This is a genomic window from Xanthomonas nasturtii (assembly GCF_001660815.1).
Lineage (GTDB): Bacteria > Pseudomonadota > Gammaproteobacteria > Xanthomonadales > Xanthomonadaceae > Xanthomonas > Xanthomonas nasturtii.
In genome coordinates, this window is the sequence record NZ_LYMI01000019.1 from 1 (window position 1) to 18,809 (window position 18,809).

The 18,809-nt window shown below is 62.2% G+C and carries 10 protein-coding genes and 1 CRISPR repeat array; of the genes, 3 read left to right on the forward strand and 7 right to left on the reverse strand.

What is annotated here, in order from left to right; genetic code table 11:
- Positions 1-163 precede the first annotated feature (163 nt).
- Positions 164-4,514: a CRISPR direct-repeat array (repeat unit 28 nt; unit sequence TTTCTGAGCTGCCTATGCGGCAGTGAAC).
- Positions 4,515-4,643: 129 nt separating this feature from the next.
- The 7 genes from cas6f to A7D16_RS08565 all read right to left on the reverse strand — a co-directional run bounded on the left by cas6f (position 4,644) and on the right by A7D16_RS08565 (position 14,241).
- Positions 4,644-5,210 carry a type I-F CRISPR-associated endoribonuclease Cas6/Csy4 gene (cas6f, locus tag A7D16_RS08535; protein ID WP_064631668.1) on the reverse strand — a complete coding sequence of 189 codons (567 nt, stop codon included), beginning with the start codon at positions 5,208-5,210 and terminating at the stop codon, positions 4,644-4,646.
- A 4-nt stretch (positions 5,211-5,214) separates the two neighbouring features.
- A complete protein-coding gene (gene csy3, locus A7D16_RS08540) occupies positions 5,215-6,249 on the reverse strand; it encodes a type I-F CRISPR-associated protein Csy3 (RefSeq protein WP_064631669.1) in 1,035 nt (344 codons plus the stop codon).
- A gap of 22 nt (positions 6,250-6,271) precedes the next feature.
- Positions 6,272-7,270, reverse strand: a complete 999-nt coding sequence (gene csy2, locus A7D16_RS08545; protein ID WP_064631671.1) for a type I-F CRISPR-associated protein Csy2 — start codon at positions 7,268-7,270, stop codon at positions 6,272-6,274.
- Positions 7,267-8,622, reverse strand: a complete 1,356-nt coding sequence (gene csy1, locus A7D16_RS08550; protein WP_064631674.1) for a type I-F CRISPR-associated protein Csy1 — start codon at positions 8,620-8,622, stop codon at positions 7,267-7,269. Before csy1 ends, csy2 begins: the two co-directional genes overlap by 4 nt.
- A 78-nt stretch (positions 8,623-8,700) precedes the next feature.
- Entirely contained in the window at positions 8,701-12,066 is a 3,366-nt protein-coding gene (gene cas3f / locus A7D16_RS08555) for a type I-F CRISPR-associated helicase Cas3f (protein ID WP_064631676.1), read from the reverse strand.
- Complete coding sequence (gene cas1f / locus A7D16_RS08560) at positions 12,063-13,052, reverse strand: type I-F CRISPR-associated endonuclease Cas1f (protein WP_064631678.1); 990 nt, start codon at positions 13,050-13,052, stop codon at positions 12,063-12,065. Before cas1f ends, cas3f begins: the two co-directional genes overlap by 4 nt.
- A gap of 232 nt (positions 13,053-13,284) precedes the next feature.
- A complete protein-coding gene (locus tag A7D16_RS08565) occupies positions 13,285-14,241 on the reverse strand; it encodes a LysR family transcriptional regulator (RefSeq protein ID WP_064631680.1) in 957 nt (318 codons plus the stop codon).
- Positions 14,242-14,359: 118 nt separating this feature from the next.
- Here A7D16_RS08565 and aceB point away from each other — a divergent pair, with 118 nt between their 5' ends.
- The 3 genes from aceB to A7D16_RS08580 all read left to right on the forward strand — a co-directional run bounded on the left by aceB (position 14,360) and on the right by A7D16_RS08580 (position 18,808).
- Positions 14,360-15,976, forward strand: a complete 1,617-nt coding sequence (gene aceB / locus A7D16_RS08570; protein ID WP_064631682.1) for a malate synthase A — start codon at positions 14,360-14,362, stop codon at positions 15,974-15,976.
- Between the two features lie 172 nt (positions 15,977-16,148).
- A complete protein-coding gene (aceA, locus tag A7D16_RS08575; protein ID WP_064631684.1) occupies positions 16,149-17,444 on the forward strand; it encodes an isocitrate lyase in 1,296 nt (431 codons plus the stop codon).
- Between the two features lie 305 nt (positions 17,445-17,749).
- Positions 17,750-18,808: a GGDEF domain-containing protein gene (locus A7D16_RS08580; RefSeq protein ID WP_064631686.1), complete on the forward strand. Its 1,059-nt coding sequence runs from the start codon at positions 17,750-17,752 to the stop codon at positions 18,806-18,808.
- The last annotated feature ends 1 nt before the right edge of the window (position 18,809 follow it).

Genomic DNA, 18,809 nt, shown 5'->3' on the forward strand with positions numbered 1-18,809 from the left:
CACTTGCAGGTTGGTCATGCCGACATTGCCGCGCTGCCTCGGCAGACACTGTTCGATGAGAGAAAATTGTGCGGGTGTGATTTCCATGCGCAATAGTTTAACCGCTCAGATCATTAGTGTTAACAGGCTCTAGCAAGTCCTCGATGCGCTCCAATGCTTCGTTTTTCTGAGCTGCCTATGCGGCAGTGAACCCGACGAAGAGCAGCTGGCCTTGCTCCTGTCGTTTCTGAGCTGCCTATGCGGCAGTGAACTCGGCGCGGGGGGGGGGTGTGGGCGCGGTTCATTTTCTGAGCTGCCTATGCGGCAGTGAACTGTCCAGCTATGCCGCGCGGCTCCCGTGGGTTTTTCTGAGCTGCCTATGCGGCAGTGAACTTCATCGATCGCAACAATGGTCCGCTGCTCCATTTCTGAGCTGCCTATGCGGCAGTGAACAACGCGGTCAACGCAGTCATGACGCCGGTGATTTTCTGAGCTGCCTATGCGGCAGTGAACAAGCCGCATCAATTTCGGCTCGGCGAAGATGGCTTTCTGAGCTGCCTATGCGGCAGTGAACCCGCACCAGTCTGATTGCAGAATGCAGCGTCTTTTCTGAGCTGCCTATGCGGCAGTGAACGAGTCCTGCAATTGGGATAAGGTCGAAGGAGGTTTCTGAGCTGCCTATGCGGCAGTGAACGCCGGATGACGTGACCCCAATGATTTGGCCGTTTTCTGAGCTGCCTATGCGGCAGTGAACGATCGAATAAGTATAGCGCGGGTTATCCGTCTTTTCTGAGCTGCCTATGCGGCAGTGAACGCTGCACGAGCCACCCGCCCCCAGCCGGCAGATTTCTGAGCTGCCTATGCGGCAGTGAACACGGCCTGGCTGGTCACCTGCACTGCGGCATTTTTCTGAGCTGCCTATGCGGCAGTGAACCCCAGAAGAAGAAGCGCACGCCGGCGGCCAGGTTTCTGAGCTGCCTATGCGGCAGTGAACAACGTCACGCTCGCGGTGCGCTCGGCGCAGTTTTTCTGAGCTGCCTATGCGGCAGTGAACAGCAGCCGCCGGGGGCGAATTGGAAGGCAGTTTTTCTGAGCTGCCTATGCGGCAGTGAACTGGTGAAGATCCATGCGGCTACCTCTTTCATATTTCTGAGCTGCCTATGCGGCAGTGAACCTGATGCTGGGGACCGGGATGGGGATCATTGTTTTCTGAGCTGCCTATGCGGCAGTGAACTTCAGCGTCGCCAGGGTTTCGTGGTCCTCGGTTTTCTGAGCTGCCTATGCGGCAGTGAACTTCGAAATGACGTTATAACGGCACGTGATCCTTTTCTGAGCTGCCTATGCGGCAGTGAACTTTACGTCCAGTTTCGACGGTTTATCCATCCCTTTCTGAGCTGCCTATGCGGCAGTGAACGGGGCACGTCGGCGCCCGCCTGTACTCATCCGTTTCTGAGCTGCCTATGCGGCAGTGAACTCCACGCTTTGCCCCGTAGTCTCTTTCGCGTTTTTCTGAGCTGCCTATGCGGCAGTGAACTCTCAAGCGGTTTGTAACCGACATTGGGCGGTTTTCTGAGCTGCCTATGCGGCAGTGAACATGAACTGCTCCTGGAAGTCGTCGATCTGCAATTTCTGAGCTGCCTATGCGGCAGTGAACATTTCCGCGCACTACAGCTGGACCGCAACGCCATTTCTGAGCTGCCTATGCGGCAGTGAACGCCCTGTACGATCCAGGTGCGGCCCACGTCGTTTTCTGAGCTGCCTATGCGGCAGTGAACTTGCCATTACAGGGCCCAATACTTCAGAAGTTTTTCTGAGCTGCCTATGCGGCAGTGAACGCGGTGGCCACCGCCGCGCCGGCCGGCTTCTTTTTCTGAGCTGCCTATGCGGCAGTGAACATGGTGATTGCGGCATTGTCAGCAGGCGCATTTTTCTGAGCTGCCTATGCGGCAGTGAACCGTTGGCTTGGCCGCGTCACCGACGAGGGTAGTTTCTGAGCTGCCTATGCGGCAGTGAACCCATCCCCTTGACCACGTTCAGCGCGCTTGATTTTCTGAGCTGCCTATGCGGCAGTGAACTACTCGAAATCGTATGTCAGCCACATCGCCGATTTCTGAGCTGCCTATGCGGCAGTGAACAGGAGCTGATGGGCGCGTTCGGCGCCGAGCACTTTCTGAGCTGCCTATGCGGCAGTGAACACTTGCCGGCCAATCACTGCCGGCTCGCTCATTTTCTGAGCTGCCTATGCGGCAGTGAACCGCCACTCGCGCTCGTACCCTTCGATCTGCTTTTTCTGAGCTGCCTATGCGGCAGTGAACGCTGCGGATTCGGTGGCGCCGCCGCCGAGGTATTTCTGAGCTGCCTATGCGGCAGTGAACCCTCATCGCGCTGATTCTGCGCAAAAGCAACTTTTCTGAGCTGCCTATGCGGCAGTGAACCGGGGCAAGGCGTTGCCGGAGGCCTTGCAGGCTTTCTGAGCTGCCTATGCGGCAGTGAACGCGCTGGTCAAGAAAGCTGCGCAGACGCTGCCTTTCTGAGCTGCCTATGCGGCAGTGAACGTTTTCCGGTATTGAGGCTGCCCACCTCGCATTTTCTGAGCTGCCTATGCGGCAGTGAACTCTGGCTTTAATCGCATGACCAACGGCCTCAATTTCTGAGCTGCCTATGCGGCAGTGAACCTGGTGGTGGCGAGCGCGTGCAGTACGTTGTCTTTCTGAGCTGCCTATGCGGCAGTGAACCGTCTCGCGGGTCTTGCCGGGCAGTGGCATCATTTCTGAGCTGCCTATGCGGCAGTGAACGCCAGTTCGGCGCACTCGGCGAGGTGCTTGATTTTCTGAGCTGCCTATGCGGCAGTGAACCAGCGGTTGGCTGCGTTGCTGGCGTTGCAGTGTTTCTGAGCTGCCTATGCGGCAGTGAACACCGATCCTGAAGGCAAGGCCGAGCTATCCAATTTCTGAGCTGCCTATGCGGCAGTGAACACGCGCGAGGCCGACGGCCAACTCAATTATTTTTTCTGAGCTGCCTATGCGGCAGTGAACAGTTCGCGATGTACGTTGTCGAATGTGGCCAATTTCTGAGCTGCCTATGCGGCAGTGAACTGCGCATCAGTTGTTCCTCAGGTCAGCAGGCATTTCTGAGCTGCCTATGCGGCAGTGAACACGCACGGCGCTGTACTTGCCGTGGTTGATCATTTCTGAGCTGCCTATGCGGCAGTGAACGGTAACAGTTCCTTTAATCGGAACGCCGAGGCTTTCTGAGCTGCCTATGCGGCAGTGAACGACCAGTTCAATTACGAGCAGGACGCATATCTTTTCTGAGCTGCCTATGCGGCAGTGAACAGAGCTGCATCCCGACATGCATAACATTTGCATTTCTGAGCTGCCTATGCGGCAGTGAACTGATGGGACGCTGCACGGCGCAATCGATCATTTTTCTGAGCTGCCTATGCGGCAGTGAACGCGGCAGCCGGTGCGGCACGATGGACCAAGCTTTTCTGAGCTGCCTATGCGGCAGTGAACCTGTCAATTTCATCGACGCGGATACCTATAGCTTTCTGAGCTGCCTATGCGGCAGTGAACGGCGAACTGGACGAGCGGCAGCTGGCCTACGTTTTCTGAGCTGCCTATGCGGCAGTGAACTGGGTCTATGACGGGAATGGATGGGGCGCAGCTTTCTGAGCTGCCTATGCGGCAGTGAACGTGAAAGGCGACGTCACCGTCGCACCGGTTCCTTTCTGAGCTGCCTATGCGGCAGTGAACCATGTGCGGGCCTTTTTCATGGGCGACCATATTTTCTGAGCTGCCTATGCGGCAGTGAACCAATGACCGCCGAGATTTACGGATGGGCTGGTTTTCTGAGCTGCCTATGCGGCAGTGAACCCAAGTATCTGGACCCGGTGAACTTTGCCGGATTTCTGAGCTGCCTATGCGGCAGTGAACGTTGAGGCCAAGCTACGTTTGAATGCCAAGGTTTTCTGAGCTGCCTATGCGGCAGTGAACATTTGGTGATGAGCGCCGACCAGCTGCTTTGTTTTCTGAGCTGCCTATGCGGCAGTGAACGTTGACCGGTACATCCGCAACCGAACGCCGATTTTCTGAGCTGCCTATGCGGCAGTGAACTGAGGTACGTCACTATCAACGACGCTGGTAGCTTTCTGAGCTGCCTATGCGGCAGTGAACGCGCCCTGCAAGCGGCTTCGCAATCAGCGTGATTTCTGAGCTGCCTATGCGGCAGTGAACCCCGAGGTCGTAGCGGTAGCTGTAGCCGACGTTTTCTGAGCTGCCTATGCGGCAGTGAACGGTTAGGCAGCGTGCCGATGGTTCCGTATGCCTTTCTGAGCTGCCTATGCGGCAGTGAACATGATAATCATCTGCCAGTACCGGTGCTTACCTTTCTGAGCTGCCTATGCGGCAGTGAACCGTGAGGTTGCGAGGAAACATTGAAGATCCTTTTTCTGAGCTGCCTATGCGGCAGTGAACGGGTGCCATCGATCACGTCGAAGTGAGTGTCCTTTCTGAGCTGCCTATGCGGCAGTGAACAAGGGTGTAATTTAAATAAATGATTGATAGATATAGGAATTGTGCCAAAACAAAGGCAGGCACCCTTTGAGAGAGGTGCTTGCCAAGTGCTTGATTCTAAAGCCGCCTTTTTCTACCCCGGAAAAAGGGTCAGAACCATGGCACCGTCGCTTCCTGGCTCAGACCATAGCTGTTGAAGCTGCCGTTCTTGGGCTCAGATAGCAGGGGGCCATGGCGGATAAACAGTGGGAACGATGCCTGTCCGGTGCTGCAACTGCCCAGTACCACGAAGGGAAGTGACAACTGTTCGGCTACCGCGTCCGGGATGCATTGGGCGGCTGTCACGGCATCGATCCCGTGCCGCCGCATGGCGCGGCGACGCAGGCGCGAGGGGCTGCTCTTGGCCTGCACGCGGGTGACCTGACGGTGCTGGCTGCCGGCCGGAGCGCGGACAATGGGCGATACCGTCAGGTGATCGTGTATCCCCTGTAGCCAGGCGCTCGCCATCAACGCTTGCAAGGCGGTGTGTCGGCCATGCAGGCGCAGGTTGGTGCCCAGATGCGGCTTACGCGTGTCATGGCATGGAAAGCTGACCCCGATGTCCTGTCGCTGTTGCTGCACCAGTGCGCGGTGCAGGCGCGCATACAGGCCGCTCAGCAGCTGATGCGGCGCAAGTTCCGGGTCGGGTCGAAGCTGGAGATCCACATAGTGGTCCATGGCCTCAGCCCGCATCGCCGAAGACGCCGCCACGGATCAAGGTGGCAATCACGAAGTGCTGCTGGTCGGGATCGGGCAGCTTGTCCTTGAGTACCCAATTATCGAGCAGGTTGTAGAAATCCAGCTTGGCCTTGGGCTGCCGGTAGGCCTTGCCTTGTGTGGTGACCGAGCCGTAGGGCTCCACCGCGATCGGGCCGTTGTCTTCTGCCTCCGGGTACCAGGTGTCGATGGTGCGCAGCGCATTGCCGATCTTCTGCGAATGGATCGCAGCCACTGCGTTGTCGCCATCGCCGACAGCGTAAAGGGTCTTGCTCTTCTTGCTGCCGCCCCTGTCAAGAATGAGTTCCTGCGAGGGGAATACCTCCTGGCCCGCACCCACCCGCGCGAATGCGGTCACCTGCAACAGCAGATGCGCACTGCCCGCCAGCGCGGCGGCAATCATCGAGGACAGGGCTGCCAGATCCGCAGCCTCGGCGGCCGGGGCCTGCAAGCTGCGCAGCGAGTGGTCGTGCGCCTGGAACGTCCACTGCGCGGCAGGCATACCGCTCTTCAGATGCGCGACATTCACTTCCACCTGCTCGGCGCCGATCCGGTTGCGCCACAGAAAGCGTCCGTTGGCCAGGTTGGCGGCATAACGCTGCGCCAGCGTATCGAAACCATGCTGTTGCACATAAGCGGCGACGGTAGTGGTGAGTTTGTTGCGGTAGTCGGTGTCGTTGCAGGCCGAGGGTGTGCCGGTGCCACCGAGCACGCGCAGGGTGAACTGCACCTTCAGCGTATCGGCATCCAGCGGCAGGGCGGCCACGTCCACGGTCTGCAGGTTGGGGCTCTCGATGGCCGCATCAAGTTTTGCCGGGTCCTGGTCCTTGGTCTTGAGCCGGTTGGAAATGGTGCCGCGCACGGATTTTTCGCGCAGTTTGACGGGCTGCCAGTCGGACGTGGCACGCGCTGCCCATGCGCCGGAAAACAACAGCGCGTCGGAGGGATCGAGCTTGCGCTCGAAGGCGAGGACGGAGGCGGTCTTGAGGTCGGTTGCCATGCTGGAATTCCTTGTCGTGAGGTCAGTCGAGAGAGAAAGTGAAATCCGGTGTTTCCTCGGCAATCACTGCCGCAGCGAAGTCGTTGCGACAGCGGTACAGGCCTTGGTCGGGGTCGCTGTTGGCGTACCAAAGCAACTGCTGCGGTATGTTCAGGCGGTGCGGGCTGATCCACTGACCGAGCGTATATAAGCTCTCGACGAAGCGGAACCGGGTACTAGTGTCGCGTGCATTGGCCACGCTGCCGGCTGCCTGGAGGTCGCCCAACGCGCCGTAGCCCACCGGGATCGGAACGGTCCAGCCACACCCGCTGCGGTCATGGCTCCATCCCGGCGTGTCGTCCGCGTGATAGCGCCAGTTAATGCGCGACAGCGACAACCAGGCATCCAATCGAGTGGCGTGGGGATTGGTCGCCTGTAGGTCGACCAGGCGGGCGTCGAGTAGATCGGCGCGTTCCACCAGCGCGAAGCCGGGCAGCAGCCGCATGCGTGCCTTACGGAACTGCGTCGCGCGGTCGTTCTCGGTGCCGGTCAGCTCCAGCGTCCATGGCTGATAGCGATGCCGCCAGGGCTGCGCTGGTGGCCGCACGCTGCCGCCGGCGATGCGCATGCTCGCAAGCAACTCGACCACGGTGGCAGTGTCGGCCTGCTGCGCCTGCGGGTCGTCCCGCCAGCGTTGGCTACGCATGCCCAGCACCAGGCTCAGTTCCAGGTGGATACGGCCTTCTTCGACGATGGCGGCGGTCCTGCCGTCCTTGCCGACCGGATTACGGGTCAGGTGAAAGGCCTTGACGAAGCTGGCTTCGGTCGCCTGTTCTTGTTGGGCGTGGCAAACCGCACCGATGGCGTGAAACGTCAGCTCCAGCCCGGCGGCGTGGACCTTGCGTTGCAGCGCCCACATCAGACCCAGCAGTGCGGTCATCGACGGGAAGCCGTGGGTGAGCGGGCTGGAAACGGCGTTGGCGTTGTGGACATGCAGATGCGGCAGCACCAGCAAGTGGCTGAAAGCTGGGCAGCCGCTCATGCCTGGCCTCCACCAGGTGCGCGCCGCTGCTGTGGCACCGGCCAGGCCGCCTCGACGATCGCCTGCCTGGCCCAGTGCCTGTACTCGTTATCGCCGACGGTGGTCAGCCCTACCTTGCGCAGCTGCGCATTGACCCAATTGGCAAAGCGGTCCGCCACCTGTTCCGGCCAGTCGCCGAAGGTGTAGGCGGCGTTGAAAGCCTCGTCGTCCTGGGTCCATTGCGGGTGTTGCAGGTCCTGGCGGACGGGGAGTTCGGTGCGCTCCGGGTCTAGCCACAACTGTTCGTAGAGCGGCAGCGTGCAGTCTGCATCGCGGGTCCAGCCGGGGGCAAAGCGCGCCTGGGTTTCAGCGGCGAAAACGGCCAGTTGAGCGCCCAGTTCCTGTTCGATGCGTTGGCGCGTCTGGCGCGTCTTGTCGTTGGCTTCCGGATCAGCGAGCAGAAAGTTCGCCAGCGCCTTCACTACTGCGCGCAGTTCCTTGCCGTAGCCGAACCGGTCCATCGCCGAGTCGATCTTCAGCAGGCTGTGTGGATGTTCCAGTGTCCAGCTTGGCGGCAGCGATGCCAGCAGGTAGTTCACTCCACCGCGTTTGCTGTTGAGCTGGGAGATGTTCTGTGGTTTGGTGCCGCCGAGTTTGCGTGCCACCAGGTTGCGGTAATCGCGGTAGCTGCCCTCGTGCGGTTGCTTGGTGCGCTGCGCCTGGCGGGCCAGCTTGTTGGTCTCGCCAAAGCGGGCATCCCGGATGTCGGCATGGACCACATGCGCCAGCGCGCTGGAGAACATCGGTTGCAGCAGGTGGTACTGCGTGTCATCGCTTGGTTGGTCGCCGACCAGCCAATAGACCTGCTTGGCCATGGCATGCGAGCTGAGTTGCGATTCGCTGCGGGCCAGTGCGGCGAAGGCCTGCATCCAGCCGGTGGCGATGTCGATATCGGGGTGCAGGGCATCGCGCAGATCGCTGTCGCCGGCCTGCATCCACGCCAGCAGACCCTGGCCCTCGACTTCGATCTTGAGAAATTTGAAGACATCCAGCGCGGCGGCATTGCCCACCACGTCCTGTGCGTAATGCGCCCCCAGCAGATGGCTGCCGATCTCGGCGTGCTGCGGCAGGCTGTCGGGCGGCACATGCAGGCTGCTGCCGCGTGCGTCCGGGTGGGTGGCCTTGAGCACATGGGTAACGGCCTGGATCTGCCCGACCCGCCGCGCCGCATCGGCCAGCCAGGTCGTGTAGTCGTACTTCGATGCCACTCCGGCATCGTCTTCGTCTTCCTTCAGCTTGGCCAGTCGCCGGGCCTGGATGAACTCGGCGATGGCGGAGCGGAAGCGTTCTGGTCTCTCGGTTGGTTCTGTCATCCATGCTCTCCTTGTCGATACATCAAGCGTCGTCTTGATAACCTCGTGCAGAATCACCGGCTGAGACGCAGTAGCCGATTAGCCTTTGAACTTCGCAAACCCCAGCCATGGGTGATAGCGCCAGCCGGTGTCGCTGGCCGGCACGTCCACTGATGCGAACTTCCTGGCGCACACCTCCAGTGACACGTTCAGGGACTCGGCCTGCTCGGCGAGCAGATCCATCAATTCGAAGCGGCCCCATGGACCGATGCCTGGAGCGGATGCCAGTGCGATGTCATGGCGCTGGCTCTGCTCGATGCGGATGTACAGATCGGCGGCATGACGGTCGCGGGATCTCTCGACGCGATGCAGTCGCGGCACCTCGTCGTCGTCGGGCAGGAACACCAGGGTGACCCGTGCCTGGTTGTCCTCACGGAACGGTTGCTGTTGCGGCAGCACACCGGTCAGCGCGGCATGCGGGTGTGCCCGGGCGGCGAAGGCGTGGTCGCGCTCCACCGACGTGGCGTTTGGCTGCCTCAGCATGCTGGCGGCGATACGCGTCTGCTCCAGATCCACCAAGCGTTCGGAAGGCTTCCACTGCGCATTATCGGGCCTCGGGCGGATGCGCGGCACGGCGGTGAGCGTGCGGTATTCCTCCTCCTGCAACAACGCATGTAGCCAAGGCGTTACCAGTTGGAATCTGCATGCGTCAGGGCCACTTCCTTCCTTCTCGAAGCCGGGCCTGAGATAGCTGGGCTTGCCCTGTTTGGTGCGGCGAAACTGCAGCAGGTTGGTATCGAAGATCAGCACGTTGGGCGTTGCGCTGGCCTTTCCGCGATGGCGTTGCACGCGCCCGGCCAGTTGGATCAGTGAGCGCATCGAAGAAGGTTCGGCCACCGCCCAGTCGGCATCCCAATCGCGGCCGACCTCGCAGACCGGCGAGGCCAGCACCACGAACAGCTGCTCGGCTGCGGGATGCGCGTCGATCAGGGCGCGGATGCCCGGCACGCGGTAGGCGTCGGTGCCATCGCCGCGCCGGTTGAAGGCCTGGTCGAGTTGGTGCTCGATGGCCGAACGCTGCACTAGCGGAAAGCGGGCGTGATAGACGCACAGGTGGATCTGCGTGCCCTCCGGCGCGCCGGCCGCATGCAGTGCCTGCGCTACGTCGAACAGCGGCTCGATATTGGCCATGCGTACCAGCCCAAAGCTGATGCGCTTGCCGCTGACCGGATCGGGTTCGGCATGCGCGTGGTGCAGTCGCAGGCAGGCGTCGCGTACATGCGGTGCGAATCGCGCATACAGTTGTGCGTCCGGCAGGTTGCGCGGCAGATCCAGCGGCAACAGTTCGCCACGTCGTAGGGCCGGAGCCTTGGCGAGCGTGGTGATACGTTTCTCGACGAACTGCATGTGCTGGTCGAGAAAGCTTGTGCCGCCGACGCAGGTGGCGGACTGCACACCGAACTCGTCGCTCCACAGGCAGGGAATCTCGATCGCGGCGTCGGCTTTAGCCCCGTCCTGGCCGCGGTTATGCCGATACTGCTGGCGGCCGGCGCGGTAGGCCAGGTACATGCCGGCCACCAGCGATGGCGGCAGCGTGGCCGAGGACAGCAGCACGCGCGTGCCCAGCATGCCGGCCCACTGCACCAGCCGTGTCAGCGCGGGCAGATCGTTGAGGTCGTAGTCGTCCAGCTCGTCGAGGATCAGATCGGCACTGAGCAAGCGCAGCATCGGTGCGATCTGGCGGCCGGCGCGCAGAGATTCGGTCGCCGGCACCATGTGGTCCACGGTGCAGACCAGCATCGGTGCCGACAGCAGTTTGCGAATGTCCGGGTCGTGCAAGGCACGCGACAGCAGTGCGTGATTGGCAGTGACTCCTTCGTAGAACACATGGCTGTCTTCGTCGAGCAGATCCTGCACGGAGGCTGAGCCTTTTGCTTCGGCTTGTTGCGCGTAGAACTCGAACAAGGCACGGCTGGCTGAGCCACCCACGCGGATTGCCAGTTCGTCTTCGCTCAGATGCAGATCGGTGCGAAAGCTGCGCCCGGTCTGCAGGGTGAGCGTGCGCAAGCCCAGTGCATAGGTGGCACGTAGGCCCTGTTGCGGATCGGCCAGAGCATAAAGCATGCGCGCGTTGGCCAGAGTCTTACCGCAGCCGGTAGAGGCCATGTTGACGATGAAGGCACCGTGCTCGCGCGCCGCCTCGCGCAGTGCAGTGGCAGCGTCGAACGCCTTGTCCTGCCAGGCGAAACGTGCATCGGCGCTGCGTTTGCGCAGGCCGCGATGGTTGGCTAGCCTGGGCAGGTGGCGCTCGAAGCCGGGCAAGGCATGCGCAATCAGCCCTGCATCACGGGCGACGCCAAGCAGGTGCTCGTCCAACGGTTGCTTGAGGCCGTCGCGGTCGGTATTGGCGTATAGCTGCGTCGTGCCATCGCTCTGCACGCGCAGCGGCGAGCTTCTTGGCAGGGCCGAGTAGTGATGGTCGGCCAGCATCAGCGCCAGTCGCGCAAGATGCATGACATAAGGATTGTCCAGCCAGGCATGGTCGCGCCGCAGGCGTAGTGCGAGCAGGCGCTTGGCCAGTCGCGCGGCCTGTGCACGCCATTTCGGTTCCATCACCGGCAATGGTCCGGCGGTTGTCCAATAGGGCAGCACGTAGTCGGGTTCTGCGGGCTGGTAAATCTCGTTCCAGTCATGCGCCACCAGTGCCAGAGGCATGTCCAGCCAGGCCGGATTGAAATGCGGCGCCCGCTTGCCCAGCCAGTCCTGCCCGCCGTTGTCCTTCTGGACCGGTACGACGGGAAGCCGGTGATGCGTGAGCACCAACCACGCCACGGCTGCGGCAAGCGGTGGCAGGCCGCGAAAGGGATAGCGTGCGGTCGCATCGATGCCATCGCGTTGATAGCGCCCGTTGGCAAGCCAGTCCGCCTCGACGAAGGCGTGCGGGTCGGCCAACCGTTGCAACCAGCCTGCGTCTTCGTCGCTGCCGACGAATGCCTGGAACAGCCGCAGCGACACCCATTCGTGGCGATACAGATTGCGTTCGCGCAATGTACCCTTCAGGCGTGCCTGGAACGCAACGCTGGCCTTGCCCAGGTCGTGCAGCAAGGCGGCAAGCTGGGCGAGCAGGCGGATGTCTTCGGCGTGGTGCCAGTCGTTTTCGTCCTCGCGGCGCAGGATATTGCGCGTGCTGGTGTTGGTGGGCACCGCTCCTTCGACATTGAAGCGCCGCGCGTCGCCGACGATCCACAGCAGCTCGGAATGATCGCGCCCACGAATCCAGTGGCAGGCGATGGCGCTGTTCTTGCGCGCGGTCTTGCGCAGCAGCTTACGCAGTGTGCTCAGGCCAGCGTCGGTGATGGGCGTCTGCCAAGTGCGATCACCGCGCCGTTCGGCAAATTGATCGAGGATACGGCGGGTTTCGGTCAGTGCCCGCTTGTCGCATTGCGAGATCAGCAGGATGTTCACCGCGCCGGATCCGTCTGCCTTGCCGCGGCTGTGTGCAGTGCCACGGCCTTGAGCGTGTCGAGCATGAAATCCAATGCTTCGCTGCGGGTGAGCGCTTCGATGCAGCTGCGCCGAAACGCCTGCTCGTCGTCGCCGCGCATCGCCGACAGGAACGCCTGCGGCAGGATGCTGGCGTCCTTCACTAGATCGGCGATGTCGAACACCAGCCCGCCGCGGCGCGTCTTGCCATGCAGTACGGCCAGCCCATGCGGCAGGCCAAGCACCCAGCTCGCGGTAGCGCCCAGTCCGTAGGCGAGGTAGTTGCCATGGTCGAGGAAGCGATTGGCCGGATCGGCCCCGGTGCCGCGCTTGGCGCGGGTGAAATCGCCATAGCCGACGGTGTCGACCGCGAGCTTGAACAATGCCTTGGTCAGCCTGGCTTCTTCGGTCAGCAGCGATACGTTGTCCTGTGCCTGTTCGATGTTGCGGCGTGTTTTGGCCAGCAAGGCGTCCAGCCTGGCCGCATCTGGCACAAAGCCAGCGTCCTTGAGGGTACGCTGCTGCCACTGTTCGCCGATCCGCACCGCGCGTGCCTGCTGAAACGCCTTGGCCGCCATGAGCCGCAGGTCGTCGTCGAACCAGAACGATACCCAGGCCTGCAGATACTCGGTGGGGCGATACTCGCTCTGCGGCGAGAACCAGGCCACTTCCACATCCATTTCATTGGCCGAGAATAATGGTGTCCCGCCGCCACCGCAGAACCCGACCAGCACCCCCGCCTTGGCCAGCTCACGCATCGCGGCCTGGGTGATGGAGGTGCCGGTGCCGAGCAATACCGTGGTGGTGTTGGCGATAGGGATATTCCAGTACAGCGAGCGTTTGCCTGCGTCGGTGACGTACTCCACGCGACCGCCATTGACCAGTACGCGGCAATGCTGTAGGTAATAGATGTTCGCGCGCTTGGAATGCAGGATGGTCTTGAGATCCGAAGCCGATAGCTCTTCCATGTGCTCCGTTTCCTTGCTTGTCAGTGCTTAATGTTAGCGAGCTCGATCCTATGGCGCTGCAGCTTGGTCGCGCAATCCCGGGGATTCTTTTCGGCAAGTGCACGACGTGGGCCGATGCAGGGGATTATCGACCCGCAGTTGCAGAATGTCGCCGGAAAGATATCGCTGGCCGGGCATGACAGAACTCGCCACTTTCCGAAATGCAAGTTTGGTCACACCCGACGTTGCACGCTCAACGCTCCGAATCGCCACTTTCGTCATACCCGCGCTGGGTAAATAGATCCGGCTGGATCAACTCGATAAACGCGCGTGCCTGCGGCGACAGATACTTGCCCTTGCGCACCACCACGCCGTAGCTGCGGGTGGGGAAAAAATCCTTCAGCGAGCGGGTGGCGAGCTTGTCGCGGTCGGCTTCGGTCACGCAGATCGCGGTGACGATGGAAATGCCCATGCCCATCGCCACGTACTGTTTGATCACCTCCCAGCCGCCCACTTCCAGCGCCACGGTGTAGGGCACGCGCGCCTGCTGAAAGATCAGATCGACCAGACGGTAAGTGACCTGCCGGCGTGGCGGCAGGATCAATGGATACGGCGACAGATCCTGCAGCGAGACCTCCGCCTTGCCGGCCAACGGGTGGTCGGGCGGGGTGATCAGCAGTTGCTCGAACCGGTAGACCGGTGCGTAGTTGAGGTCGGCCGGCACGTCCAGCATCGAGCCGATCGCCAGATCCACCGCGTCTTCGCGCAGCAAATCGGTGCCGTCGGCGCTGATGGCGTTGTGCAGGGTCAGCCGCACATCCGGATGCCGCGCGCGGAAGTTGGCCACGATGCGCGGCAGCAGGTACAGGATGGTGGAGCTGTTGGCGGCGATATTGAGCTCGCCTGCATCCAGCCCACGCACCTTTTCGCGAAAGCTGGCCTCCAGCCCGTCCAGGCTTTCCACCAGCGGCAGCGCCATGTCGTACAGCAGTTGGCCTTCGCGGCTGGGCGCCATGCGCCGCCCGGAGCGCTCGAACAAGGCCACGCCCAGGTCGCGCTCCAGCGCCTGCAGTTGCAACGTCACCGCTGGCTGGCTGACGTATAGCGCCTCAGCTGCCCTTGAGACGGAGCCCAGTCGTACGGTCTGGCAGAACGCGCGCAGTGGCTTGAGGCGGTCGGATTTGTAGGAAAATCGAGGGGTTGGCGCCATGAGGATGCGTTGTAACCAATCAATATAAGTCCAGCTTATTTACAACATTGATAAAACTGCTTTGTCAAATAGTTGTGGTGGGCGCACGGTGCAGGTCCGGATGCACAAGGACCTCCACATGGCTGCCACTGCGTTTGCTCCCCGTCCCACCGACCACGCCACCCCCGGCATTTCGCTGACCACCCAGGTTGCCGGTCAGTCCGAGTTGCTGCCCGCGGCCGCGCTGGCCTTGCTGGTCTCGTTGCACCGGGCGATCGAGCCCGGCCGCCAGCAGCGGTTGGCGCGGCGGCGCGAGCGCCAGGCCGCCTTCGATGCCGGCCAGCTGCCGGACTTCCGCACCGATACCCGCGCCATCCGTGCCGGCGACTGGCGCGTGGCCGCGCTGCCGGCGGCGCTGCAGGACCGCCGCGTCGAAATCACCGGCCCCACCGACCCGAAAATGGTCATCAACGCGCTGAACTCCGGCGCCAAGGTGTTCATGGCCGACTTCGAAGATTCCACCGCGCCGACCTGGCGCAACCTGCTGGCCGGCCAGCGCACCCTGGCTGCGGCGGTGCGCGGCGATCTCAGTTTCGATGCCCCCAACGGCAAGCACTACGCACTGCGCCCGGAAGCCGAACGTGCGGTATTGATCATGCGCCCGCGCGGCTGGCACCTGGACGAAAAGCATGTGCTGATCGACGGGCAGCCGCTGGCCGGCGGCCTGTTCGATGCGGCGCTATTTGCCTTCCACAATGGCCGCGCGCTGCTGGCCAAGGACCGCGGCCCGTATCTGTATCTGCCCAAGCTGCAGAGCATGGAAGAAGCGGCGTTGTGGGACACCGCGCTGGCGCATATCGAAGCGATGCTGGGCCTGCCGCATGGCCAGATCAAGGTGACCGTGCTGATCGAAACGCTGCCGGCGGTATTCGAGATGGACGAGATTCTGCACGCGCTGCGCGAACGCATCGTGGGCCTGAATTGCGGGCGCTGGGATTACATTTTTTCGTATCTGAAAACCTTCCGTGCGCACCGCGACCGCGTACTGCCCGAACGCGGCCAGGTCACCATGACCCAGCCATTCCTGAAGGCGTATTCGGAGCTGTTGATCAAGACCTGCCATCGCCGCGGCGCGCATGCGATGGGCGGCATGGCCGCGCAGATTCCGATCAATCACGACGAAGCCGCCAACGAACAGGCCATGGCCCGTGTCCGTGCCGACAAGCTGCGCGAAGTCAGCGCCGGCCACGATGGCACCTGGGTGGCGCACCCGGCGCTGATCCCGGTGGCAATGAAACTGTTCGACGAACACATGCCCACCGCGCATCAGCAACATGTGCTGCGCAACGACGTGCAGGTGACGCGCGAGATGTTGATCGCCCCGTCGCCGGGCACCATCACCCGCGCCGGATTCGAAGGCAATGTCGAAGTGTGCGTGCGTTATCTGGCCGCCTGGCTGGACGGCAATGGCTGTGTGCCGATCCACAACCTGATGGAAGATGCCGCCACTGCCGAAATCAGCCGCGCGCAATTGTGGCAGTGGCTGCATCGCGGCCAGCATCTGGACGATGGCATCGCCATCGATCAACACCTGTTGCAGGCCACGCTGCGCGCGCTGCCGGCGCGGTTGGGGACAGCCACCGCACTGCCTGGCGCGGCACGAATCAATGAAGCGATTGGCTTGCTGGAAACGTTGAGCGGCGCCGATGAACTGGCGGACTTTCTCACCGTGCCGGCATACCGCCTGATCGACTGATTGCACCGCTGCGGTGGCGCCCGGCCACAGGCGTCCCCCGCAGCGCTGACTTCATTGCACTACCCCGCCCGCTGCGCACAGACGCGCAACGACGGCTTCGCCATGCCGCATGCCTTGGCATGCCCGCCATTCTTTCTCGTTCCATCCGTCGTACCTCTCAGGAGAACGCAAGATGAGCACCACACTGCAAAGCGCCGAACAACTGCAGCAGGACTGGGCCAGCAACCCGCGCTGGAACGGCATCACCCGCAATTACAGCGCCGCCGACGTGGTGCGCCTGCGCGGCACCGTGCATGTCGAGCATTCGCTGGCACGGTTGGGTGCCGAAAAATTGTGGACCTCATTGCACGCCACGCCGTTCGTCAACGCACTGGGTGCGTTGACCGGCAATCAGGCGATGCAGCAGGTCAAGGCCGGCCTGAAGGCGATCTACCTGAGCGGTTGGCAGGTGGCGGCAGATGCCAATCTGGCCGGGCAGATGTATCCGGATCAATCGTTGTACCCGGCCGATTCGGTGCCGGCGGTGGTCAAGCGCATCAACAACACCTTGCTGCGCGCAGATCAGTTGCATCACGCCGAAGGCAACGATGACATCGACTTCCTGCAACCGATCGTGGCCGATGCCGAAGCCGGTTTTGGTGGGGTGCTCAACGCCTTCGAATTGATGAAGGCGATGATCGAAGCCGGCGCTGCCGGTGTGCATTTCGAAGATCAGCTGGCCTCGGTCAAGAAGTGCGGCCACATGGGCGGCAAGGTGCTGGTGCCAACGCGTGAGGCGATCGAAAAATTGAATGCCGCGCGTCTGGCCGCCGATGTGCTGGGTGTGCCCACAGTATTGATTGCACGCACCGACGCCGAAGCCGCCGACCTGATCACCAGCGATGTGGATGCCAACGATCAGCCGTTCACCACCGGGCAGCGCACCGTCGAAGGCTTTTTCAAGACCCGCAACGGGCTGGACCAGGCCATCAGCCGCGGCCTGGCCTATGCCCCGTATGCCGATCTGATCTGGTGTGAAACCGGCAAGCCGGATCTGGAATTTGCGCGAGCGTTTGCGCAGGCCATCCATGCCAAGTTTCCCGGCAAATTGCTGGCCTACAACTGCTCGCCGAGCTTCAACTGGAAGAAGAATCTGGACGACGCCACCATCGCCAAGTTCCAGACCGAGCTGGCAAGCTATGGCTACAAATTCCAGTTCATCACCCTGGCCGGTTTCCACGCCTTGAACTACGGCATGTTCCATCTGGCGCACGGTTATTCGCGCCGTCAGATGAGCGCGTTCGTGGAACTGCAGCAGGCCGAATTCGAAGCGGCGCAGATGGGGTTTACTGCGGTCAAGCATCAGCGCGAAGTCGGCACCGGTTACTTCGACGCGGTGACGCAGGCCATCCAGCAGGGGCAATCGTCCACCACTGCGCTGCGTGGCTCGACCGAGGAAGAGCAGTTCCATGGCGAGAAGGCGGCCTGACCGCTGGTCACGCGGCAAAGCCCAAGCAGGTGGGCGTGCGGGCCCTGCAGTGGCGCGGTGCCTGGGTGCTTCGAGCGTAACGCCTGCCTCTACGGCACCGAATGACCACACCCGCTGCAACAGGCGCGGGCTTGCGCCACCCTGGGAGGGGACGAGGGCTCGGGAAACCGAGCCCTCTTTTTTGGCGCAATACCCGTCATTTCGTCTCTTCACCCGTGAGAAATAGTGTGACCTGGTGCTGAACAAAGGGGTCCTGTAGGATTTGTCCATGGGCTAGCGTTGCAGGCTGGCCTAAGGAAAGATCGATGACTTGCCACAACACCGCAGGCGCAGTCGAGCCAACGGGGAGCGTTGCCAAAACGCTCTCCGACGGGCTGCATGCGTTGATGAACGCTGAGGAGCTGGCGTTCTTCGCCCGTTTCGGCCGTTCGCGCGAATTGTCCGCGGGCCAGTCGCTGTTCGAGCGCGGTGCAGTGGGCACGCAGATGTACATCGTGGTCAGCGGCCAGATCGACCTGGATTTCGGCGAGGATCTGATGCTCAAGCATCTGGGCCCTGGCGAATTCTTCGGCGAGCTTGGCCTGTTGATCGGCGACCACGCGCGCAGTGCCGGCGCCAGCGCCTCCACCGATAGCCGCCTGATCGAGCTGGCGCACGACGATTTCCAGCGCCTGGTGGATCACGACCCCTCGATGGTTGCGCACTTCCTGCGCCGCTCCATCGTGCGGGTGGTCAACAACGAGCAGCTGCTGATCCGCCAGCTGCGCCGTCGCAACCACGACCTGGAAGCGGCGCTGGACAACCTCTACGTCACCTCGCACCAGCTCAACCACACCGAAGAACTGAGCCGCACCGACGAGCTCACCGGCCTGCACAACCGGCGCGGGCTGGCGTTGCATCTGCAGGAATGCCGACGTGCCGGGCAGGTGCCGGGGGTGGGCCTGATCCTGATCGACTGCGACCGGTTCAAGCGCATCAACGACGAATTCGGGCATCTGGCCGGCGACCGCGTGTTGCAGAACGTGGCGCATGCCTTGCGCTCGGTGATCGCAGATGGCGACCTTGCCTGCCGTCTTGGCGGCGACGAGTTCTGCGTGCTCGTCGCGCAAGGCACCAGCGAGTTGGTGCATCACATCGGCGAATGCATCGTGCGGGCAGTGGAAGCGCGTCTGGGCAATGGCCAGAACGAACAGGGCTGCTCGGTCAGCGTGGGCCTGTGCATGATCGATGGGGACGCGGCCTGGAACGACTGGTACACGCTGGCCGACAGCGCCTTGTACGAGGCCAAGCGGCAGGGCGGCAATGTCCTGTGCATGCAGGAGTCGCTGGCCCTGGATCAACCGCCTGCGTCGGGTCAGCGCTAAG

Coding starts and splice junctions, on each gene's coding strand:
- cas6f (WP_064631668.1), bottom strand. CDS start 5,210: ATGGACCACTATGTGGATCTCCAGCTTCGACCCGACCCGGAACTTGCG.
- csy3 (WP_064631669.1), bottom strand. CDS start 6,249: ATGGCAACCGACCTCAAGACCGCCTCCGTCCTCGCCTTCGAGCGCAAG.
- csy2 (WP_064631671.1), bottom strand. CDS start 7,270: ATGAGCGGCTGCCCAGCTTTCAGCCACTTGCTGGTGCTGCCGCATCTG.
- csy1 (WP_064631674.1), bottom strand. CDS start 8,622: ATGACAGAACCAACCGAGAGACCAGAACGCTTCCGCTCCGCCATCGCC.
- cas1f (WP_064631678.1), bottom strand. CDS start 13,052: ATGGAAGAGCTATCGGCTTCGGATCTCAAGACCATCCTGCATTCCAAG.
- A7D16_RS08565 (WP_064631680.1), bottom strand. CDS start 14,241: ATGGCGCCAACCCCTCGATTTTCCTACAAATCCGACCGCCTCAAGCCA.
- aceB (WP_064631682.1), top strand. CDS start 14,360: ATGGCTGCCACTGCGTTTGCTCCCCGTCCCACCGACCACGCCACCCCC.
- aceA (WP_064631684.1), top strand. CDS start 16,149: ATGAGCACCACACTGCAAAGCGCCGAACAACTGCAGCAGGACTGGGCC.
- A7D16_RS08580 (WP_064631686.1), top strand. CDS start 17,750: ATGACTTGCCACAACACCGCAGGCGCAGTCGAGCCAACGGGGAGCGTT.